Source organism: Pseudidiomarina halophila (assembly GCF_003987215.1).
Taxonomy (GTDB): domain Bacteria; phylum Pseudomonadota; class Gammaproteobacteria; order Enterobacterales; family Alteromonadaceae; genus Pseudidiomarina; species Pseudidiomarina halophila.
Genome location: NZ_PIPW01000001.1, coordinates 945,510 through 964,182, shown reverse-complemented (window position 1 = coordinate 964,182; position 18,673 = coordinate 945,510). Strand labels below are relative to the sequence as shown.

Genomic DNA, 18,673 nt, shown 5'->3' with positions numbered 1-18,673 from the left:
TAAATCTAAGGAAACCCTATGCAATGCGTATTTCAAGCTGAAAACGTGGTTGAGGCCGAGTTGGTAAAAGGCTTGCTCGAGTCAGAGGGCATTGATTGCCATAGCGGTGGGTTTTATTTGCAGGGCGCTGTAGGTGATCTGGCAGCGTCAGGTTTTGCCAAACTCTGGGTTGCAGATGAAGATAGTGCGAAAGCTCTTGCGCTTGTCGAACGCTATGACAGTGGTGAGTTTGCGCTTAGTGACGACGCTGATTAATCAGCGTCGGCCTGGTTATGTTCGCAAGTGTCCGGGGTTTTGCATTCGCCGTAAAGATAAAGGCTATGGTTGGTAAGCTTGATGTTTTTCTCTTTGGCTACTTTTAGCTGCCGATCTTCAATAATATCATCTTCAAATTCAAATACGTGGCCACAGGTTAAGCAGACCAGATGGTCGTGGTGATCTTTGGCACTCAGTTCAAATACAGAACGTCCACCTTCAAAATGATGACGGGTTACAATTCCGGCGTCATCAAACTGGTTTAACACCCGATAAACCGTGGCCAGGCCAATCTCTTCATTTTTCTCGAGCAGTATTTTATACACGTCTTCCGCACTGATGTGCTGGTTATCCGGATTCTTTAAAATTTCAAGAATTTTAACGCGTGGAGAGGTGACTTTCAGCCCTGCTTTTTTAAGTTGTTGTTCGCCGTTGCTGCTCATTAGAATCCACTTTCTCGTTAGTTGTACTTGTCGCCATTATAGGCAAAGTTCCGACAGAAAGGGAACGACCAATTAAGCCAATTGGTCGAGGCCCATCTCATCACGCAGTTGCGCACACCACTGTTTTACGCGCTCTTTGGTTAGTTCGGGCTGGCGATCTTCATCGATACCTAAGCCGACAAAATGCTCGTCATCGACCAACGCCCGGGAAGCTTCAAATTCGTATCCAGCGGTTGGCCAATGGCCAATGATTATGCCGCCGCGCGCTTCGACGATATCACGTACCGTACCCATCGCATCAAGAAAGTACTCAGCGTAGTCTTCCTGGTCGCCACAACCAAAAATGGCAATGAGTTTGTTATTAAAATCGATTTCTTCAAGTTCCGGGAAAAAGTCATCCCAGTCACATTGAGCCTCACCGTAATACCACGTTGGGATACCAAACATCAGCAAGTCGTAGCCAGCGATATCTTCTTTGCTCGATTTCGCAATATCAAAGACATCGATGAGGCTTTTACCTAAATCTTTCTGAATCATTTGAGCAACTGCTTCGGTGTTACCTGTATCGCTACCGAAGAAAATTCCAACACTAGCCATAGTTGTGCTACTACCTTAATTGAAATGAACGGAGTACTGGTTAAATGCCAGCTTCCCAGATTACCTGAATAATACCTTTGGCGATAAAGCCGGCGCAGCCAAGAAACAACACCAACCACACGAACCAACGGCCAAACTTAGGCACATTACTCTTAGTGAGTACGTCCTGTATGGCGAGACCTATGAGCAAAAAAAGTATGCCAATGGCAATATTGGTACCCAGAATCTCAATGGTTTCATAATGCTCTGACAACATAACAGCGCCATCCGTTCAGCCAAAATGAGAGGGCGATTATAACACGCACAGGCATCAGGTGCGAGAATGTTGCTCCAGAAAGCCACGCGCCAAACGGTTAAATATTCGCGGCTTTTCCGCATGTAACCAGTGGCCAGTGCCTTCAATAATTTTGATCTCCACATCGCTGAAGCGCGAGGTCACGGCGTCACGATGTTCCTCGGTCAGGTAATTAGAATCGCCGCCTTTAATGAACAGCACAGGACCATCGTAGTGACCTTCACGAACGCCTGCGGAAATTTCCTCGTAGCAACGGTCAATCACCGGTAAATTCAGCCGCCAGTGATAGCCGTCGTCTTCTGGCTGTAAGTTTTTCAACAGAAACTGACGTACGCCACGCTCATCAATATTCTTAGCCAGCTCAGCATCAGCATCTTTACGGTTGTTGATACTGCTCAGATCCAGCGCTTCAAGGGCATCGAGAATATGACGGTGACGGGCATCGTAAGCAACCGGGGCAACATCAGCAACGATTAGTGACTGCACGTAATCCGGATAAGTTAAGGTGAATTCCATGGCAAGTTTTCCGCCCATGGAGTGACCGACCAGACTGACAGATTTGATTTCAAGTTTATCGAGCAGGCGTTTGACGTCTTCCGCCATCGCTGCATAGGTCATGGTCGTGCTATGAAATGAGTCACCGTGGTTACGACAGTCCATGAGAATCACCCGGTGATCGCTCTCAAGATCCCGGGCCAGACGTTTGAGGTTATCCAGATCGCCGAATAAGCCGTGAATCAAGAGTACCGCCGGGCCTTTTTTACCCATGATTTCGTAATTTACCAAGTTCTGTTCTGCATCTGCCATATTGAATTCCTGTACCCTTGTGGTCGGTTGAGTATAATAGCGTGCATAACGTCAGCTATAAACCCAAAAGAAGTGAACAGCGCATGACTAAACGGATTGAAATTGATGACGACATCTATCGTCATATCGCCAGCCACACTCAGCATATTGGCGAAAGTGCTTCATCTATCTTACGCCGCCTGCTCGGCTTAGATCAAAGTGATAAGCGGGCAGACGGTGCGCCAGTGGTTGAACCTCCAGTAGCAGAAAAAGCGCACGGGCGTACAATTTTTGACAGTATGACCAGTGCTGACCTCGCCGGTCAACGTAGTGTGGTCGCCCGATTTTTGTACATTTTAGCGATGCTGCATAAATGCCATCGGCAAATGTTCCCGAAAGTACTGCAGATAAGTGGTCGTGATCGCCAGTATTTTTCCCGTAGCGCGGCAGAATTGGAAGCCAGTGGTACCAGCACTAATCCGAAACAAATTCCTGATTCTGATTTTTACGTGGTCACCAATAACAACACCACCCGCAAAAAATCGATGCTTAACCAGGTGGCGCTCGAACTAGGGTATAACCAGGCAGAAGCCGAAAAAATAAGGGACTTCCTTTAATGGCATTACACCCTCGTGCCGGACAACCGGCGTTAGCGCAAGACTTAACCAATATTGCACAACTGGTCAGCGCCTACTTTGTAAATGAAGTTGATCCGCGGCAGCCGGCGCAAAAAGTGAAATTTGGCACCTCAGGTCATCGAGGCTGTTCCCTCGATCATTCCTTTAACGAAGCCCATATATTGGCTATCAGCCAAGCATTGGTTGCTTATCGTGAAGAGCAGGGGATCACCGGCCCGTTATTGTTAGGCCGTGACACGCATGCATTGTCTGAAGCCGCGTACATGACCGCGCTGGAAGTTTTTATTGGCAACGGCATTGAAGTGCATATTCAAAGTGATGATGGTTACACGCCAACACCCGTCATTAGCCATGGTATTTTGCGTTACAACCAGGGACGCACCAGTGGTCTTGCTGATGGTGTAGTCATTACCCCATCACATAATCCGCCGACGGACGGCGGCTTCAAATACAATCCGCCGCACGGCGGCCCGGCAGGCAGTGATGCCACGCGGGTTATTGAAAAGTATGCCAATGCGTTGCTCTCCTCACAGCTGATGGGCGTCAATGCAGTAAGTTACGCCGAAGCGCGCCACAGTGAGCTGCTCAAGCAAGTGGATTGGCGTCGCCAGTACATCGATGAGCTGGAGCAAGTCATAGACCTTGAAGCGATCAGCAAAGCCGGATTGCGCATTGGTGTTGACGCAATGGGTGGCGCCGGGGCGAGTTACTGGCAGCTGATTGCGCAGCGCTATGATCTCGACATTGATGTCTACAATGATGAGGTTGACGCAAGTTTTCGTTTTATGAGTCTTGATAAAGACGGCAAGATCCGGATGGATTGCTCATCACCCCAGGCGATGGCGAGCCTGCTGCAAATGAAAGACAACTATGCCGTTGCCGTGGGCAATGATCCTGATTACGACCGTCATGGGATTGTCAGTCCGAAACAAGGTTTGCTGAATCCTAACCATTATCTGGCCATTGCTATTGATTATCTGTGTGGTACGCGCAAGTGGAGCGAGCATCTGGCGATTGGCAAAACGCTGGTCTCCAGTGCACTTATTGATCGCGTAGTTGCCAAACATGGGCGCAAGTTGTTAGAGATGCCCGTCGGCTTTAAATGGTTCGCGCCTGGTTTGGCGGATGGAACTATTGCTTTTGCCGGGGAAGAAAGTGCTGGTGCAACTTTTCTGGATCGACAGGGGCAGCCCTGGAGTACCGATAAAGACGGTATCATTCTGGCATTACTGGCGGCGGAGATTGTTGCGGTAACAGGTAAAGATTTGGCTGATTATTATCAGCAGCTCTGCGCGGAGCACGGTACCAGTTATTACCGGCGGCTGGACGTTGCCTCCAGTGCTGACATGAACAAAGGGTTTGCCGGCCTTCGCGCTTATAAGCTGAAACTTACCGAGCTTGCTGGCGACGCAGTCGTGGATATGGTGACCAAAGCCCCAGGTAACGATGCCATCATTGGCGGCATTAAAGTCACTACTGCGAACGGCTGGTTCGCCGCTCGCCCGTCAGGTACCGAACCGATCTATAAGGTGTACTGTGAGAGTTTTGTCAGCGAGGAGCATTTAACCCAGCTTGCTGAAGAAGCACAAGCACTGGTACATGAGTGGCTCGCCTAACCCGGCGAGCTACTTTTTGGCTCTTCACTGTCAGTTTCTTCGGTGGCTTCCGTAGCTGCTTGTTCAACCTGATATTCATGCTCGTCAACCAGGGTCGTCAACAACTCATCTGATGTCTGTGATGGCCCCAGCATGGCATAGCTACTGGTAAGCTGGTCTTCGGCTCGAGCGCGGCGAGTGACACGGTACAAGGAATACAGACAGACAATAATGGTCAGTACCATAATCAACAGGAAGAAATAGTCAACGGCACCAAATTGCATCAGCGCAGCGACCGCCGGTGCACCGATAATCGAGCCTATACCGCCGACTTTGATAATGGCACTGGTCGCGCCAATCATCTGATCCTTCTCAAGATAATCGTTGGTATGTGCCATGCCAAGCGAGTAGAGTGGCATGACACAAGCGCCAAATAGGGCGACGCAAAGATAAATCAGCCAAACCAGCGAAGCGCCAAGCTGCGATAGGATCAGCGCCATAACAGCGCCCAGGCCCGCGCAGGCAGCCATGATAATACGGCGGTCGAAGCGATCTGAAAGTAAGCCTATAGGCGCCTGTGCCAGCATACCACCGAGAATGAACGAAGCCATAAACAGTGAGACTTCGGCGATACTCAAGCCTATATAGAGTGCGTACATAGGCCCGATACCGTAAAACATGGAGTAACAGGCCTGCATAATAAAGGCGTTAACTATGCCCAACGGTACCAGTTTAAACAGGCTGCGAATCGGCACTTTCTTTGGCTCATGCGTGGTCGGCTCGACCGTTACACTGATCAAAATCGGGATCAGGGCCAGGTTGATTAGCAGTGCGACCAGAGCAAAGGCCATGAAACCAGCAGGGTCAGCCACGCCGAGTAGCAGTTGGCCAACCACCAGACCGGCGTATATGAGTACTAAGTAAACGGAGAGTAAAGTGCCTCGGTTTTTATTGTCGGCCATGGTATTTAACCAACTCTCAACAATGACAAAAATGGCCGAGATAGCAAAACCGGTGATAAAGCGCATGACGAACCAGACAACAGGATCAATCCAGATGGCCTGAATCAGAATTGACGCTGCGGCTAATGCAGCAAGGCCACCAAAAGCACGAATATAACCGACCCTGCGAATATCTTTGGAAGCCCGCGTGGTACCAAACAGGAAACCAATGAAATACGCCGACATGATAATACCGGTCGTCAGGGTTCCAAAGTCTTCGATGGTGGCGCGCAGACTAAGAAGCGTACTGGTCATGCCTACACAGATACCGATCAGCGTGATACTGCTAAGAAGTGAGCTAATGGCGCGTAGCTGTTGTTTTAGCATGACGTCATGTCCTTGGTTCGTTGGGTTAAAGCGTGGCAGCTTGAAATTCGGCAAAATTGTAGCACGGATGATAGTTTTCGGAAACGCCGGAAGGTTATCCACAGCTTGTTACTTGCTCGTATCTCCGGGGCTGTTTATGATGTGCAAAGAATGAGGAATTGAGGCAGTTATGCAGCGACTTATTATAATCTTTTGGTTAGCCATTTCGGCCTGTTTGCTGCCTGCTCAGGCAGCGGAAGAAGTGACTGAACTTTATCAACACCGGGTGCAGGTAAACAGTCAGGCCGCCAGTGAACGTGATAGTGCGTTGCAGGATGCTTTGCAGGCCACTTTACTGAAACTGACTGGTGATAGTTCTGTGTTGCAACATCCTGCGGTCACTGCAGCCTTGCGAGACGTGCGTGATCTGGTTGTGCAGTATGGTTATCAGCAAGACGAGCAATTGTGGTTATGGGCGCAGTTTGACCAACCCCAGGTGGATCGTTTGATCCAACAGGCTGACTCTGGGATCTGGAGTACCATGCGACCCAAGTTATTGGTCTGGCTGGTGGTCGAAGAGCAGGATCTCACGCGTAAACTTATGGCCGCAGACAGCGAAGCCATTATCGTTCAGCAGTTACGCAATGCAGCACGCCGCCGTGGTTTACCGATACAACTGCCATTACTTGATTTAAATGACACCATGACAGTTTCAGTGATTGATGTCTGGGCACGATTCATGGATACCATAACGTTCGCCAGCGCCCGCTATACGCCTGATGGGGTTATTGTCGCCCGGGTATACCAGACCGAACCTGGTGCAGATGTGAGCGATAAGTGGATGGCCGACTGGACGCTCAATTTCGGCGAATTGCGCTGGAGTGGCGAAGTCACAGCGATGGACAAAAGTGAGCTGGGCGCCAAAGTTATCAGCGCGGTCACGGAAGAGCTGGCGCAACGCTATCGTATCGGCAGCCAATCCGATGTTATCAAGCGCTGGGAACTCACCATTCATAACTTAATCAGTCTGGAAAGCACTATTGCCGCCGAACAATTACTGTCGAATTTTCCAGCGATTATCGATGTGCAACTGATTGGCTACGGTAACCACTCCGCACGTTTTGAGCTGACCATGCAGGCCGATCCGGCACGCATTCGTCAGGCCATTGATTTGAGTAAGCGACTGCAACCGCTGGATACCGATAACGGTGCTGAGTTCAGGTGGGTGACGACGCAATGACGTTGCAGCAGTTACCGCTAAATGTGCAGCTTCCGGCAAATGAAACTTTCGCAACCCTGGTCACTGGACCTAATGACGAAGCCGTGAATCTGGCGCGTACAGGCTCGCAGCCGCTGGTCTACTTATGGGGGCGCCGGGGCGTTGGCAAGAGTCATTTACTGCATGCCACTTGCGCCGCTGCGCAACAACAAGTGATGTACCTGCCGCTGGCCGAGTTGCGTGATACGGTTTCCGCGCAAGTACTGCGCGGATTGGAGCTTTACCCCTGGCTTTGCCTGGATGATATCGATGCTGTGGTTGACGATGAAACCTGGTGTTTTGAGCTTTTTGCCTTACTAAATCGGGTGCGAGATGCGCAGGCGGGCCGCGTGTTGGTCACCGCCAGCTGTTCACCGGCGCAGCTGACCGCCGCATATCCGGACGTGCAGTCACGGTTAAGCTGGGGGGTGGTGGTGCAGGTTCACGCACTCGATGATGCGGACAAGGTCCGTGCTTTGCAGGTTCGTGCGCGGGCTATGGGACTTGAGTTACGGTCAGACACCGCACTTTTCATGGTGCAGCGATTGGGACGTGATCTGGTCAGCTTAATTGACTGTCTGCAGCGCCTTGATAAAGCTTCAATCGCGGCGCAACGTAAACTGACCATCCCATTTGTTAAAGCGGTTCTGGCGATTTAATTTTTTTCGTCTTTTAACTTTTTCAGGCCCAGCCCAAGCGCGCGGCCCTGATGGCGTGCGTACAAGGTGCAACCGGCGAATGCCAGAGTTGTCAGCACGAGTTCCGTTACCGCCCACAGCCGTTGTTCAGGGGCAATGTAAAGCATGGTCAGGCTGTGCAGGAAATACCACATCAGAATAAAGTTAGCCCAGGCATGGGTGTACGGTTTACCCCGGGCAATACCATACATGGGGAAGAGCAAGGGTAGAACATAGAACAGGCCACGGAATAGTGCCGACTGCTCACTGTATGCAGTGCCGAATTGCCAGATCACCACACAGATAAACAGGGCAAAATAGCTAACCAGTGCCAGCCAACGGTAACGGGCAATCGCTGCGCTCATAGTTGATTTATTCCTCGTGTTCAGATAGACGTAAAGCGGTTTTAGCAACGCGCTTGCCGAGTTGTTCGGCCAGAGCAAGCTCATGCTTGCTTAAGCGGGAGCCGGCGGCGTGCTCAACATGAGACGCCCCATAGGGAGTTCCGCCCGCAGTGGTTTGTTGCAATTCCGGCTCGGTGTAGGGCAGACCCAGTACCATCATGCCGTGATGTAATAAGGGCACGATCATCGATAGTAAGGTGCTTTCCTGCCCGCCGTGCATTGAGCTGCTGGAGGTAAAGGCCGCTGCAGGTTTATCCACCAGCGCGCCGCGTAACCATTCTTTCGAAGTTTGTTCCCAGAACTGCTGCAAGCCACTGTACATGTGGCCAAACCGGGTCGGACTACCAAGCACTAAACCATCACATTGCGCCAGTTCATCGCTGGTGAGTACCAGATCGCGGGCACTGGCCGCGGCATCGTCGCTGCTAACCGTTCGCAGTATGGGTTCAGCACCGGCTTTTCGCACACCATTGGCGATAGCATCAGCAAGCTGTTGCGTACTGCCATTACGGCTGTAGTACAAAATGATGATGTTACAGCTGACACTCACTTAGAGGATCTCCAACACTGCTTCAGGTGGCCGGCCCAGTCGCGCTTGTGACCCTTTCACTACGATCGGACGTTCGATGAGTTTCCGGTGCTGCAGCATAGCATCGATCAGTCGATCTTCGTCGTGTTCGTCCTTTAGCTGTAATTCGTTATAGGCTTCTTCTTTGGAACGGATAAGTTCGCGGGCTGACATAAAACCGAGTTTACTTAGCAGGTCCTTAATATCATCGGCAGTAAGGGATTCTTTCAGGTATTCAATGACTCTTGGCTGAATGCCTTGTTCTTCCAGTAAAGCCAGCGTTTGGCGGCTTTTCGAGCAACGAGGGTTGTGATAAATGCTAACTTCAGACATGCTAAGTTCCTTCAGAGTCTCAATAGACAGATAGCATAAGGGAATCAGTATGTGTTGTCGATTTTTGTCCGTGTTTCGCGTGTTGCTTATGGCAACTTTGGTAAGTGCATGTGCCCCTGCTGCAGACTTTCATACCAATCAGGGCGAGCAGTATCGCTGGCAGGAGTTAGAGGGCGATTACGTCATCGTAAATTACTTCGCCGAATGGTGTGCGCCTTGTTTGCGCGAACTACCCGAGTTAAATGAGTTTTACGCGGAGCATGGTGCCTCGGCCAAGTTGTTCGGTGTTAGTTTTGATGGTTTGAACAATGAGCAACTGGCAGCGCTGCGCGATGAGTATGCGATTGAATTCCCGTTGATCCTTAATCAACCACCGGCAAATTTACCTTTTCCCACACCTGGCATGTTGCCAGCAACCTATGTGGTGACACCCAGCGGTGACGTAAAAGGTCCGTTGTTAGGTGAGCAAACCGAGGCTAGTCTGTTACGCGCTATCGGTATCCAGCACTAAAACCCGGTTTAACCGAGGTTTTCGAGTTGGCGTTTTGCCGCCATAAGCTGTTCAATCCGCGCCTGTAACCGGCGTTGTTCAAGGGTACTTGAGCTATCACGATGGGCGCGGTGCAGACTATCAATCGCCTGATCAAACTGGCCATGTAGGGCCAGCAATTCGGCCCGCGCTTCATGCATCGCACTGGTATCGCCACGTTGACGGTAAGCGTCGACGAGCAGTGACATGGCGACCACATTTTTGTCTTCGCGAATCAGATAATCACGCAATAAATCTATGGCTAAATCAAGCTTGCCAGCCTGCATTGCAGCATTGGCAAAGTTGATGGTAATGGTGCGCTCGTTGGGCATCCGCTGGTAGGCTTGTTGCAGCATCTCAAGTGCTTCATCAAAACGCTTTTGTGCCAGAAAAATATCTGTTTGCACGTCGACATAAAAGGTGTTGTAAGGATCCTTTTCAAGCAGCGGAGCAAGGGCTTCGGCCGCAGCTTGCGGCTGATTGGAATCGAGTAGGGCAATGGCAAGCCCATAGCGTGCAGCGGTGGCAATTGTTGGATTCGGATCATTCATATCGTTGCGCGCAGCAGTTGCGTTGTAGCGGCCAATATGGCGCACCAGCACCCGGTATTTTGCCAACCAGAAGGAAAGCTCGTCGCGTTGCAACTGCATATTCTGCCGCAAGCGTTCGGCGCGAACCCGCGTGTCCGCAATGCGTGACTCACTTAACGGGTGGGTCAGCAACATTTCCGGGAGCTTACTGGCATAACGGTATTTCTCAGCCAGCCGCCCGAAAAAATCCGGTGCGCCCATAGGGTCGAATCCGGTTTCAGCAAGAATGGTTATACCGATACGATCGGCTTCCTGTTCAAATAACCGGGTGTAATTGATACTGCGCTGCTGCATGCCGGCCATACTTGCGGAAATTGCCGCCATACCGAGTTCAGGATTGACGATGCCAAGCAGGATCGAGCCCAACATGGTGGCGATTGCGGTAGGGCCGCTGCGCTCCATAGCATCCATATTCCGCACAATGTGGCGCTGGGAGACGTGGGCGATTTCGTGCGCCAGTACCGAAGCCAGCTCTGACTCATTACGGGTTTCAGCGATCAGCCCGGTATTGACGCCTACATGACCACCAAAAAACGCAAACGCATTGATTTGGTCCTGATTGACCCAGAAAAATTTAAACGGGAATTTGACGTCATTGGTGTTACGCACCAGTCGCGTGCCGATATCATGCAAGTAAGCATTCAGGACGGGATCGCCAACGATAGGCGCGGAGGCGCGGATTTGCCGCATGTACATATCGCCAACGGCAAGTTCGCGATCAATCGACATGACACTGCCACCGGCAGTACCGATATCGGGCAAACGGGTTTGTTGAGCAGCGGCAGTTGCGGCTGAAAATGCGAACAGCAAACCGATGGACAGGGCCGCAATACGCGACAACAACGAATACAACATAAATTTACCTAGCAGCTACGGCATCTTGATAGAGTTCACTATAGGTAAAAGGTTCCCACATTTGAATAGTTTAAATTGTATAATCTGCAGTAACACGGCTATCATGTCGTTCAGCAACCCTTAAGTATGGAGATGACCGCGGAATGTGGGACTATTTGAAGGTCTGGTACAAACGCAAGTTCTCTGACCCAGACGCGATTACGTTATTCCTGTTAATCGCAGTACTCTTTTTGCTTATTGTCTTTTTTGGAAACCTACTGGCGCCTATTCTGGTCGCCGTCGCCCTTGCTTATCTGCTGGACTGGCCGGTACAACGCTTGCAAAGTATGGGGCTGAGTCACCTGATCTCGGTGGTGGTGGTATTTACCCTGTTTATTGCCCTTAATGTGTTGCTCATACTATTTTTGGTGCCTGTCATCTGGCAGCAAAGTATTACCCTGATAGCCGAATTGCCGGAAATGTTCAGCGAAGTTCGCAAGCTGCTGAACCGTTTACCTGAGCTGTTCCCCGGATATATCAGTGAAATGAATATCCACCAGGTTATGGATAATCTGAATCAACGGGTGATGGCGTTTGGCGAAACCCTTATCAGCCAGTCGCTGAGCCGTATCATCGGTATTATGGCGTTGCTTATTTACCTGATTGTGGTGCCGTTATTGGTGTTTTTTATGCTAAAAGATAAGCGTGAACTGCTCGGCCATTTAAGCCGTTCATTACCCGCGAATCGGCGTTTAATTTCGCAGGTCAGCGATGAAATGAACCTGCAAATCATGAATTACATCCGCGGCAAGGCTATTGAAGTTGTTATTGTCGGTGGCGTTACCTACATCGCTTTTGCACTTTTCGATTTGCGCTATGCAGCGTTGCTGGCGGTATTGGTCGGCTTGTCGGTATTGATTCCGTATATTGGTGCTGCGGTGGTGACCTTGCCAGTAGCATTGGTCGCGTTGTTCCAGTTTGGCTGGAGCCCAATGTTGGCCTACGTGCTGATCACGTACTTAGTTATTCAGGCGTTAGATGGCAATGTGTTGGTGCCGCTGTTGTTCTCCGAGGCTGTCAGTCTCAACCCAGTGTACATTATCGCAGCGGTGTTAATTTTTGGCGGGTTTTGGGGCTTCTGGGGCGTGTTTTTCGCCATCCCGCTGGCGAGTCTGGTGAAAGCAGTGATTACAGCCTTGTCGAGTAATGAGCCGATTTCCCCTCAGATCGAGAAGAAACCGGCGTCATCCGCGGCAGATTAACTGTCGCTTAAGGTATCAAGGACCACCTGATGGTGGTCTTTGGTCTTAAATTTATCAAAGACCTCAGCAATAGTGCCGTCCTGGTTAATGAGAAAACTAATGCGATGAATACCATCGTATTCACGGCCCATGAACTTTTTCAGACCCCAAACCCCGAAAGCTTCAGCTACCGCATGATCTTCATCACTAAGCAGGGTGAAGTTGAGTTCATCACGCTCAGTAAACTTGGCTAATCGCTTAGGAGCGTCAGGGCTAATTCCTACAGTGATGACATTATGTTCGGCCAGCTCGGCCTGATGGTCCCGTAATTGCTGGGCTTGCACAGTGCAGCCCGGCGTCATGGCTTTAGGGTAGAAATAAACCAGAACTTTGCCTTGTTTTAATAATTCATTCAGCGCGACCTGCTGTTCATTGGCATCACTTAGCGTAAACTGGGGTGCTTTATCTCCAACTTTTAACGTATTCATAATTATCCTTGTAAGGTTGCAGGTAGAAGAGGTGAGTCATGGCGCTTATCTTAAGCAAACAAATTGCGCAACGCAAAGGGCTCACCCCTTGTCTTTGTAGCCGTACAAAAGTACCATTGTCGCCTTAAAAAAGATCAGGAGCAGTAATGTTAACAGGTAGTATTGTTGCGTTGGTGACGCCTTTTACGGAGCAGGGCAACGTTGATTACGGTGCTTTGGAAGAGCTCGTCAACTGGCATGTTGAGCAGGGTACGGATGCCATTGTAGCGATGGGAACCACCGGCGAATCACCAACCATGAGCCATGATGAACACATTATGGTGGTTAGCGCTGTCTGTGAACTTGCGGCGGGACGGATTCGGGTGATTGCGGGCAATGGTTCTAACGCCACCGCAGAAGCTGTCTACCTTACCGAGCGTATGGCGCATCTGCCACTCGCTGGCTACCTGAACGTTAACCCTTATTACAACAAACCATCGATGCGTGGCCTGCTTGAGCACTATCGTGCCTGTTGCAGTGCCAGCGACTTGCCGCAATTGCTTTATAACGTACCTGGCCGCACTGGCGCTGATCTAAAGCCTGAACAGGTTGCTGAATTGGCTGAAATTCCAAATATCGTCGGTATTAAAGAAGCGACGGGTGATGTGGATAGAGTGGCCGAATTGCGCACCCGCTGCGGCAGTAACTTTATTTTATTAAGTGGTGACGACCCTACGGGTTGTGAGTTTATGTTAGCTGGCGGCAATGGCGTGATTAGTGTCACCGCCAACGTGATGCCAGCACAGATGAAAGAAATGGTTACCGCAGCTTGCGCTGGTAATGCTGAGCGGGCGCGAGAAATCGATGCACAGATGCAGTCAGTCCACGCAGCAATGTTTGTGCAGGCCAACCCGATCCCGGTGAAATGGGCATTAGGCTGTATGGGCAAACTTGCACCGAATTACCGGTTGCCGATGACGGCTCCGGAACTTCCGCAACAACAACACATCGAACAAACATTAAAACAAGCTGGATTAATAAGCGCGGAGCACGAATGAAATTTTCTCATATTGCAATCTTATGTTTTACCTCACTGGCAATCTCGGCATGTAGCTTCACTCCTCGCGAACAAGCGGAAGGCAGCTTTGATTACACCAACAAAGAGTTAGTTGAGCCTATTACTGCGGCGCCTGGTAAACAGGTACCGCAACCGACCAATAGATTTGTGGTGCCGGACGTTCAGGTGGACGGTGCGGTGGGTAAGCGCATTAATGTAATTTCTCCGGTGCTAGTACGTGCCACGGCGGCCGGCAGTCGTCCGAGTGATCGCGTGGGCGTGACAGCGGTGGATTTTTCTGAACTTGAAGGTATGGATGATTTACCAGCCTTTACCTGGGAAGAAGTGAAAGACACGCTGGCGCGTAAAGATATTAATATTGTTGAAGAAGTTGAACAGCAACGTTTAACCACGGATTGGGTGGGTGAACGACTTGAAGTTGGCGAAGATGAGCTGGAAGTTCTGGTTGAACGCCGCTACGAAGTGTTACTTGATGTTCCCGATCATCGACGTCTGGTGACCCTTGCAGTCAATATGATTGATAAACAGGAGTCAGGCCCGGGCCGTGGGGTGCTGCCATCAGGTGTGCCGGATACCAATGCTGAAGCGCAACTGTTAAACAGCATGATTAATGAAATCGCTGTGCGTCAGCAAGACATCTTTAAAGCCGCAGAAGAAGCCTCGGTGGTGACCGTTGAGCCGACCTTTAACGATGAAGGTTTCCCAGCTTACACAATGGATATAGGTTTTGATGCCGCGTGGCCACTAATGGCTGAAGTATTAGAGAATCTTGGTTTTGAAATTAACGATTTGAATCAAAGTGCTGGTATGTACTACACCACTTATCTGAATGACTCCGGGTTTAGCCTGGCGTTCTGGAATTCGCGTAATAAAGGTCAGCTTGATCTGCCAGACGGTGACTACCAGGTTAATGTCAAAGGTGATGATGACGCGACCACAATTACGATCCTGAATGATGATGGACAACCTTTAACCGCAGCAGATATAGACCGCCTGTATGGTCCAATTGCTGCTGAAATTCGTCGGCGTAGCGCGCTGTAACTTCTGATCAAGCTGGAGAATCTGCTGCTCATGGAAAAACGTACTGAACTCTATCGTGGTAAGGCCAAAACGGTTTACACAACAGATGACCCGGAGCGTTTGATTTTGCATTTCCGTAATGACACCTCAGCTTTTGATGGTGAGAAAGTTGAGCAGCTGGAACGTAAAGGCATGATCAATAATAAATTCAATAATTTTATTATGGAGAAGCTTGAAGCTGCCGGGGTGGCAACACAGATTGACCAGGTGTTGAGTGAAACGGAAACGCTGGTTAAGCGCTTGCAGATGATTCCAGTTGAGTGTGTGGTACGTAATTATGCCGCCGGCAGTCTGGTACGACGCTTAGGCGTCGAGGAAGGGCTAGAGCTTAGCCCTGCAACCTTTGAGCTGTTTCTGAAGAACGATGCCTTGCACGATCCGATGATCAATGAAACCCACGCGGTAGCCTTTGGTTGGGCAAGTGCCGAGCAATTGGCGCAAATGAAGACGCTAACCTTTAAAGTGAACGATGTATTGAAGAAGCTCTTCGACGACGCAGGTATGTTACTGGTCGACTTTAAACTCGAATTTGGTGTCGATGCGGATGGCAACATTGTACTGGGCGATGAATTCAGCCCGGATGGCTGTCGCTTGTGGGACAAAGAAACCCGCAAGAAGCTTGATAAAGATCGCTTCCGCCAAGGGTTAGGCGGCGTCGTAGAGGCCTATGAAGAAGTCGCACAGCGCTTAGGTGTTGCGCTTTAATCTTCTTTGTCGGTATCTTTTTTATCGCTATCTTTTTTATCGGTATCCGCTTTAGTGGAATCCTCCGAATGCCGTTGCTTAAGCGACGGCATTTTCATTTTCGCCGTATGCTTAAGCAGCATCAGGTTGCCAATCACCACCCCGAAAACTAACGCCAGAATTAACCAAAAACCCATCCGTTATCCTCCTCTTCAGCATTTGCACCGCAGATAGTATCGACATAACGCTCTTTTAACTCCTGTAAACACGCCAGTACGTATTCTTTGCCGGCAAGGTCGGCATCGCTCAGGGCCTGTTGTAATACCTCAAGGCTCAGCTGTTCCTGTGCCAGAGCCGCAAGATTACGGTAGCTCAAATGCCAGGGTTCAGCGGCGACACCGCCACGATACTGTCGATAGGGGAAAAAGAAGCCAAAGTCCTGAGCATGACGTTGCAGCCAGAGTGCGAGTTCATGGCAGGGGCCGCCTTCGTCGTATTCTTCTGGAACCAGTTGCAGAGTTTGCTCACCAGCAGCAAAAGGCCGGGGATCGTATACGTCGAGGTCTGTACCCCAGTGATGGCGACTGGCGCCGGGCAGCGCTGACCAGGTCATGATCGCTTCAACAATTTCTCCCACCGCTAAACTACTGTAATCCAGTTGTGCGCCGTCAATGGTGTACAGCGGCGCAGCACCACTAAACTTACGATTCCAGATGGCCAGTTGCCGATCAAAATCGCGAAATCCTGAAGCTATACCTAAGGCCAGGCCGGCCTCAGCTGCGGCGCTGTGCATAGCCGAGTAGGCCGCAAATACAGGCGCCTGCAGGCGCACAGAAGGACGACAAATTTCATTGCAGACAACGTGACTGTCGGTCTGTCCGGTCAGCTGTTGCACCGTTAGCATAGTAATTGCTCCAAAATAGCCTCATACATATCGGTAAGTTGTACTAAGTCGTCCATGGCAACACATTCGTTTACTTTATGAATGGTAGCATTTACTGGCCCCAGCTCGATCACTTGCGCCCCCGTTGGGGCAATGAAACGACCATCTGAGGTGCCACCGGCAGTGGAGAGTTGGGGCGCTGTGCCCGTTACCTGTTTGATGGCCGTGGCGGTAGCAGTGACCAGGTCACCCTCGGCGGTAAGAAAGGGCTCACCGTTAAGTTTCCAGTCTAGTGCATAATCGAGCTGGTGCGCATCCAAAATAGCGATAACTCGCTCTTTCAGATGTTCAGCCGTACTTTCGGTGCTATAGCGGAAATTGAAACTGACTTTGAATTCGCCCGGGATGACGTTGCCGGCGCCTGTCCCGGCGTGGACGTTAGAGATCTGGAAACTGGTCGGGGGAAACGCAGCATTGCCGGAGTCCCATTCTGTAGTCGCCAGCACGGCGAGCGCGGGTGCGGCATTGTGAACCGGATTTTCGGCCAGATGAGGGTAGGCCACATGGCCCTGGATTCCGAATACTGTCAATTCGCCAGATAAGGAACCGCGGCGGCCGTTTTTTACGACATCACCGACCCGGGTAGTACTCGATGGTTCCCCGACCAGACACCAGTCTATTTTCTCGTTGCGCGCCTCGAGCGTTTCGATGACCTTTGGCGTACCGTTGATAAATGGACCTTCTTCATCGCTGGTAATGAGAAAAGCAATACTGCCATTGTGCTGCGGATTACGTTTAACGAAGCGCTCGGTGGCAACCAGCATCGCTGCCAGGCTGCCTTTCATATCAGCGGCGCCGCGGCCAAATAGATAGCCGTTATCCCGGGTTGGAGTAAACGGCGGAAAACGCCACGCATGTTCAGCGCCAGCAGGGACAACATCAGTATGCCCGGCGAAGCAAAAGAGCGGACCTGAATGCCCCCTTCGTGCCCAAAGGTTGGTGGTATCGGCAAACACCATCGGCTCTAATGCGAAGCCCAGCGTCGCCAGGCGCTCACCAAGCAGGGTTTGGCAGCCGGCATCCTCAGGTGTTACCGAGGGACGGGCGATAAGTTGTTCAGCAAGTTTCAGAATATCTTCTGCCGCTGCGTCATAGCTCATAAACCGAACGCCTGTTGCCATTCAGCGGACTTGAAGCCGACCAGCAACTTGTCCTGTTGCAGCAAAACGGGTCGCTTCATTAAGGTAGGGAAACGTTGCAACAGCTGGATCGCAATCGCATCGTCCAGCAATTCTTTTTCAGCGTCAGAAAGCTCGCGCCAGCTGGTGCTGCGCTTGTTGATCAGAGTATTTCGGTCAACCTGTTTGAGCCAGGTTTGCAGGGTTTCCAGCGGCAATGGTTGCTCGCGCACATCGTGGAAGTCATAATCAATAGCGTTGTCATCAAGAAAGCGACGGGCTTTGCGCACAGTATCGCAATTTGGAATACCAAAAACAGTTACGGTCATAGTGTTCTCTGTCTATTATCAGGAAAGAAACAAGCATCGTAGCATTGTGACAAAAGCACTGTGGATTCTCCACAGTTTGTGTGGATAACTCTGTGGGTTAGCTGGTCTGAACTCGTTAAGCTTCTGAAATATATGGAAATAACGGCTTGTTTGAAAGTTAACCAAGTTGGTTGAAAGCTGATCTGTCAAGTTAAATTCAAAGGAATTTTCATGTCCCACTCGATCTGGCAAGTATTGCAAAGTGGTCAAAAATACGCGGCAATCTGGCCTCACCATGCGGTGGTTGCTGCTATGACTGAAACGCGGGTGGTGCCGGCTGTAAAATTTGCCGCACAGTGGATGCCGGGGGCGGCGGTGGTGAATTTTCTGGTGCAATGGCAGTGGCTGGGAGAAACTCTTATGCCGCAGGCAGTGGTCAGCTCGTTGTTTTTGCTGTCATTGCCTATTCAGGGTTGGTTCTGGTTGGGACGGCGTGCTCTGAGCCCGCTCGATGCAAGGTTAAAGCACTGGTACCTGGAACTGGCGCAGAAATTGAGTGTGCAGCCGCGCAGCAAGCCCACACGTATGGACCTGGCACGGCTGTTGCGCAAGGCATTAAAAGAGCTTCCCCCTGACGAGCACTAA

25 protein-coding genes are annotated in these 18,673 nt (G+C 50.6%); 11 read left to right on the top strand and 14 right to left on the bottom strand.

Translation table 11 applies throughout. The features are described 5' to 3' along the window. Positions 1 to 18: 18 nt before the first annotated feature. Positions 19 to 255 (top strand): putative signal transducing protein, encoded by a 237-nt coding sequence (locus CWI69_RS04590; RefSeq protein WP_126762298.1) that lies wholly within the window; start codon positions 19 to 21, stop codon positions 253 to 255. Here CWI69_RS04590 and fur read toward each other — a convergent pair. The 4 genes from fur to CWI69_RS04570 form a co-directional block, all read right to left on the bottom strand. Beyond that, a complete protein-coding gene (gene fur, locus CWI69_RS04585; protein WP_126762297.1) occupies positions 252 to 698 on the bottom strand; it encodes a ferric iron uptake transcriptional regulator in 447 nt (148 codons plus the stop codon). The genes CWI69_RS04590 and fur overlap by 4 nt on opposite strands. A gap of 72 nt (positions 699 to 770) precedes the next feature. After that, complete coding sequence (fldA, locus tag CWI69_RS04580) at positions 771 to 1,295, bottom strand: flavodoxin FldA (protein WP_126762295.1); 525 nt, start codon at positions 1,293 to 1,295, stop codon at positions 771 to 773. A 40-nt stretch (positions 1,296 to 1,335) separates the two neighbouring features. Next, complete coding sequence (locus CWI69_RS04575) at positions 1,336 to 1,551, bottom strand: DUF2788 domain-containing protein (RefSeq protein WP_126762293.1); 216 nt, start codon at positions 1,549 to 1,551, stop codon at positions 1,336 to 1,338. A gap of 54 nt (positions 1,552 to 1,605) precedes the next feature. Next, positions 1,606 to 2,397, bottom strand: coding sequence for an alpha/beta fold hydrolase (locus CWI69_RS04570; RefSeq protein WP_126762291.1), 792 nt, complete (start codon positions 2,395 to 2,397; stop codon positions 1,606 to 1,608). 83 nt (positions 2,398 to 2,480) lie between these two features. On the opposite strand from CWI69_RS04570, the gene CWI69_RS04565 reads away from it, so the two are divergent. Both CWI69_RS04565 and pgm read left to right on the top strand, forming a co-directional pair. Continuing rightward, the gene (locus CWI69_RS04565) at positions 2,481 to 2,993 is read left to right on the top strand and encodes a replication initiation regulator SeqA (protein ID WP_126762289.1); all 513 of its coding nucleotides are present in this window, start codon (positions 2,481 to 2,483) and stop codon (positions 2,991 to 2,993) included. Next, a complete protein-coding gene (gene pgm, locus CWI69_RS04560; RefSeq protein WP_126762287.1) occupies positions 2,993 to 4,630 on the top strand; it encodes a phosphoglucomutase (alpha-D-glucose-1,6-bisphosphate-dependent) in 1,638 nt (545 codons plus the stop codon). Before CWI69_RS04565 ends, pgm begins: the two co-directional genes overlap by 1 nt. Here the strand turns inward: pgm and CWI69_RS04555 are convergent. Further along, the gene (locus tag CWI69_RS04555; protein ID WP_126762285.1) at positions 4,627 to 5,937 is read right to left on the bottom strand and encodes an MFS transporter; all 1,311 of its coding nucleotides are present in this window, start codon (positions 5,935 to 5,937) and stop codon (positions 4,627 to 4,629) included. The two genes, pgm and CWI69_RS04555, sit on opposite strands and share 4 nt — an antisense overlap. 169 nt (positions 5,938 to 6,106) lie before the next feature. Between CWI69_RS04555 and CWI69_RS04550 the strand changes: the two genes are divergently transcribed. Both CWI69_RS04550 and hda read left to right on the top strand, forming a co-directional pair. After that, complete coding sequence (locus tag CWI69_RS04550) at positions 6,107 to 7,156, top strand: DUF2066 domain-containing protein (protein WP_126762283.1); 1,050 nt, start codon at positions 6,107 to 6,109, stop codon at positions 7,154 to 7,156. Continuing rightward, a complete protein-coding gene (hda, locus tag CWI69_RS04545; protein ID WP_241971026.1) occupies positions 7,138 to 7,833 on the top strand; it encodes a DnaA regulatory inactivator Hda in 696 nt (231 codons plus the stop codon). Before CWI69_RS04550 ends, hda begins: the two co-directional genes overlap by 19 nt. On the opposite strand, the gene CWI69_RS04540 is transcribed toward hda, so the two are convergent. From CWI69_RS04540 to arsC, 3 genes are read right to left on the bottom strand one after another with little or no spacing between them, the layout of a single operon-like run. Then, positions 7,830 to 8,216, bottom strand: coding sequence for a DUF2069 domain-containing protein (locus tag CWI69_RS04540; protein ID WP_126762281.1), 387 nt, complete (start codon positions 8,214 to 8,216; stop codon positions 7,830 to 7,832). The two genes, hda and CWI69_RS04540, sit on opposite strands and share 4 nt — an antisense overlap. Before the next feature lie 7 nt (positions 8,217 to 8,223). Continuing rightward, positions 8,224 to 8,805 carry an NAD(P)H:quinone oxidoreductase gene (gene wrbA / locus CWI69_RS04535; protein ID WP_126762279.1) on the bottom strand — a complete coding sequence of 194 codons (582 nt, stop codon included), beginning with the start codon at positions 8,803 to 8,805 and terminating at the stop codon, positions 8,224 to 8,226. Then, a complete protein-coding gene (gene arsC / locus CWI69_RS04530) occupies positions 8,806 to 9,156 on the bottom strand; it encodes an arsenate reductase (glutaredoxin) (RefSeq protein WP_126762277.1) in 351 nt (116 codons plus the stop codon). A gap of 49 nt (positions 9,157 to 9,205) precedes the next feature. Here arsC and CWI69_RS04525 point away from each other — a divergent pair, with 49 nt between their 5' ends. Next, the gene (locus CWI69_RS04525; RefSeq protein WP_198678882.1) at positions 9,206 to 9,667 is read left to right on the top strand and encodes a TlpA family protein disulfide reductase; all 462 of its coding nucleotides are present in this window, start codon (positions 9,206 to 9,208) and stop codon (positions 9,665 to 9,667) included. A gap of 8 nt (positions 9,668 to 9,675) precedes the next feature. Here CWI69_RS04525 and bepA read toward each other — a convergent pair whose 3' ends face one another. Further along, positions 9,676 to 11,130, bottom strand: coding sequence for a beta-barrel assembly-enhancing protease (gene bepA, locus CWI69_RS04520; protein WP_126762275.1), 1,455 nt, complete (start codon positions 11,128 to 11,130; stop codon positions 9,676 to 9,678). A gap of 143 nt (positions 11,131 to 11,273) precedes the next feature. On the opposite strand from bepA, the gene CWI69_RS04515 reads away from it, so the two are divergent. After that, the gene (locus tag CWI69_RS04515; protein WP_126762273.1) at positions 11,274 to 12,371 is read left to right on the top strand and encodes an AI-2E family transporter; all 1,098 of its coding nucleotides are present in this window, start codon (positions 11,274 to 11,276) and stop codon (positions 12,369 to 12,371) included. Here the strand turns inward: CWI69_RS04515 and bcp are convergent. Then, a complete protein-coding gene (gene bcp, locus CWI69_RS04510) occupies positions 12,368 to 12,838 on the bottom strand; it encodes a thioredoxin-dependent thiol peroxidase (protein ID WP_126762271.1) in 471 nt (156 codons plus the stop codon). The two genes, CWI69_RS04515 and bcp, sit on opposite strands and share 4 nt — an antisense overlap. A gap of 146 nt (positions 12,839 to 12,984) precedes the next feature. Here bcp and dapA point away from each other — a divergent pair, with 146 nt between their 5' ends. The 3 genes from dapA to purC are packed head-to-tail and all read left to right on the top strand — an operon-like array spanning position 12,985 to position 15,680. Beyond that, positions 12,985 to 13,875 (top strand): 4-hydroxy-tetrahydrodipicolinate synthase, encoded by an 891-nt coding sequence (gene dapA / locus CWI69_RS04505; RefSeq protein WP_126762269.1) that lies wholly within the window; start codon positions 12,985 to 12,987, stop codon positions 13,873 to 13,875. After that, the gene (bamC, locus tag CWI69_RS04500; protein ID WP_126762267.1) at positions 13,872 to 14,936 is read left to right on the top strand and encodes an outer membrane protein assembly factor BamC; all 1,065 of its coding nucleotides are present in this window, start codon (positions 13,872 to 13,874) and stop codon (positions 14,934 to 14,936) included. Before dapA ends, bamC begins: the two co-directional genes overlap by 4 nt. A gap of 30 nt (positions 14,937 to 14,966) precedes the next feature. Further along, the gene (gene purC, locus CWI69_RS04495) at positions 14,967 to 15,680 is read left to right on the top strand and encodes a phosphoribosylaminoimidazolesuccinocarboxamide synthase (protein WP_126762265.1); all 714 of its coding nucleotides are present in this window, start codon (positions 14,967 to 14,969) and stop codon (positions 15,678 to 15,680) included. Here purC and CWI69_RS04490 read toward each other — a convergent pair. From CWI69_RS04490 to CWI69_RS04475, 4 genes are read right to left on the bottom strand one after another with little or no spacing between them, the layout of a single operon-like run. Beyond that, positions 15,677 to 15,856, bottom strand: a complete 180-nt coding sequence (locus CWI69_RS04490; RefSeq protein WP_126762263.1) for a DUF2897 family protein — start codon at positions 15,854 to 15,856, stop codon at positions 15,677 to 15,679. The genes purC and CWI69_RS04490 overlap by 4 nt on opposite strands. After that, positions 15,841 to 16,563, bottom strand: a complete 723-nt coding sequence (locus tag CWI69_RS04485; RefSeq protein WP_126762261.1) for a M15 family metallopeptidase — start codon at positions 16,561 to 16,563, stop codon at positions 15,841 to 15,843. Before CWI69_RS04485 ends, CWI69_RS04490 begins: the two co-directional genes overlap by 16 nt. Then, on the bottom strand, positions 16,557 to 17,702 hold the full coding sequence (gene dapE / locus CWI69_RS04480) for a succinyl-diaminopimelate desuccinylase (protein WP_126762259.1): 1,146 nt from the start codon (positions 17,700 to 17,702) through the stop codon (positions 16,557 to 16,559). Before dapE ends, CWI69_RS04485 begins: the two co-directional genes overlap by 7 nt. Continuing rightward, positions 17,699 to 18,049, bottom strand: coding sequence for an arsenate reductase (locus CWI69_RS04475; protein WP_126762257.1), 351 nt, complete (start codon positions 18,047 to 18,049; stop codon positions 17,699 to 17,701). The genes dapE and CWI69_RS04475 overlap by 4 nt, the downstream gene beginning before the upstream one ends. A gap of 210 nt (positions 18,050 to 18,259) precedes the next feature. Here CWI69_RS04475 and yfbV point away from each other — a divergent pair, with 210 nt between their 5' ends. After that, positions 18,260 to 18,673 carry a terminus macrodomain insulation protein YfbV gene (gene yfbV / locus CWI69_RS04470; RefSeq protein ID WP_126762255.1) on the top strand — a complete coding sequence of 138 codons (414 nt, stop codon included), beginning with the start codon at positions 18,260 to 18,262 and terminating at the stop codon, positions 18,671 to 18,673.

Bases quoted from the DNA above. Each gene is read 5' to 3' on its own strand.
- CWI69_RS04590 (WP_126762298.1), top strand. From the start codon at position 19: ATGCAATGCGTATTTCAAGCTGAAAACGTGGTTGAGGCCGAGTTGGTA.
- CWI69_RS04555 (WP_126762285.1), bottom strand. From the start codon at position 5,937: ATGCTAAAACAACAGCTACGCGCCATTAGCTCACTTCTTAGCAGTATC.
- CWI69_RS04485 (WP_126762261.1), bottom strand. From the start codon at position 16,563: ATGCTAACGGTGCAACAGCTGACCGGACAGACCGACAGTCACGTTGTC.
- fur (WP_126762297.1), bottom strand. From the start codon at position 698: ATGAGCAGCAACGGCGAACAACAACTTAAAAAAGCAGGGCTGAAAGTC.
- bcp (WP_126762271.1), bottom strand. From the start codon at position 12,838: ATGAATACGTTAAAAGTTGGAGATAAAGCACCCCAGTTTACGCTAAGT.
- dapE (WP_126762259.1), bottom strand. From the start codon at position 17,702: ATGAGCTATGACGCAGCGGCAGAAGATATTCTGAAACTTGCTGAACAA.
- yfbV (WP_126762255.1), top strand. From the start codon at position 18,260: ATGTCCCACTCGATCTGGCAAGTATTGCAAAGTGGTCAAAAATACGCG.
- fldA (WP_126762295.1), bottom strand. From the start codon at position 1,295: ATGGCTAGTGTTGGAATTTTCTTCGGTAGCGATACAGGTAACACCGAA.
- CWI69_RS04550 (WP_126762283.1), top strand. From the start codon at position 6,107: ATGCAGCGACTTATTATAATCTTTTGGTTAGCCATTTCGGCCTGTTTG.
- CWI69_RS04490 (WP_126762263.1), bottom strand. From the start codon at position 15,856: ATGGGTTTTTGGTTAATTCTGGCGTTAGTTTTCGGGGTGGTGATTGGC.
- purC (WP_126762265.1), top strand. From the start codon at position 14,967: ATGGAAAAACGTACTGAACTCTATCGTGGTAAGGCCAAAACGGTTTAC.
- arsC (WP_126762277.1), bottom strand. From the start codon at position 9,156: ATGTCTGAAGTTAGCATTTATCACAACCCTCGTTGCTCGAAAAGCCGC.
- bepA (WP_126762275.1), bottom strand. From the start codon at position 11,130: ATGTTGTATTCGTTGTTGTCGCGTATTGCGGCCCTGTCCATCGGTTTG.
- CWI69_RS04525 (WP_198678882.1), top strand. From the start codon at position 9,206: ATGTGTTGTCGATTTTTGTCCGTGTTTCGCGTGTTGCTTATGGCAACT.
- CWI69_RS04475 (WP_126762257.1), bottom strand. From the start codon at position 18,049: ATGACCGTAACTGTTTTTGGTATTCCAAATTGCGATACTGTGCGCAAA.
- CWI69_RS04515 (WP_126762273.1), top strand. From the start codon at position 11,274: ATGTGGGACTATTTGAAGGTCTGGTACAAACGCAAGTTCTCTGACCCA.
- bamC (WP_126762267.1), top strand. From the start codon at position 13,872: ATGAAATTTTCTCATATTGCAATCTTATGTTTTACCTCACTGGCAATC.
- CWI69_RS04565 (WP_126762289.1), top strand. From the start codon at position 2,481: ATGACTAAACGGATTGAAATTGATGACGACATCTATCGTCATATCGCC.
- CWI69_RS04540 (WP_126762281.1), bottom strand. From the start codon at position 8,216: ATGAGCGCAGCGATTGCCCGTTACCGTTGGCTGGCACTGGTTAGCTAT.
- CWI69_RS04570 (WP_126762291.1), bottom strand. From the start codon at position 2,397: ATGGCAGATGCAGAACAGAACTTGGTAAATTACGAAATCATGGGTAAA.
- pgm (WP_126762287.1), top strand. From the start codon at position 2,993: ATGGCATTACACCCTCGTGCCGGACAACCGGCGTTAGCGCAAGACTTA.
- dapA (WP_126762269.1), top strand. From the start codon at position 12,985: ATGTTAACAGGTAGTATTGTTGCGTTGGTGACGCCTTTTACGGAGCAG.
- CWI69_RS04575 (WP_126762293.1), bottom strand. From the start codon at position 1,551: ATGTTGTCAGAGCATTATGAAACCATTGAGATTCTGGGTACCAATATT.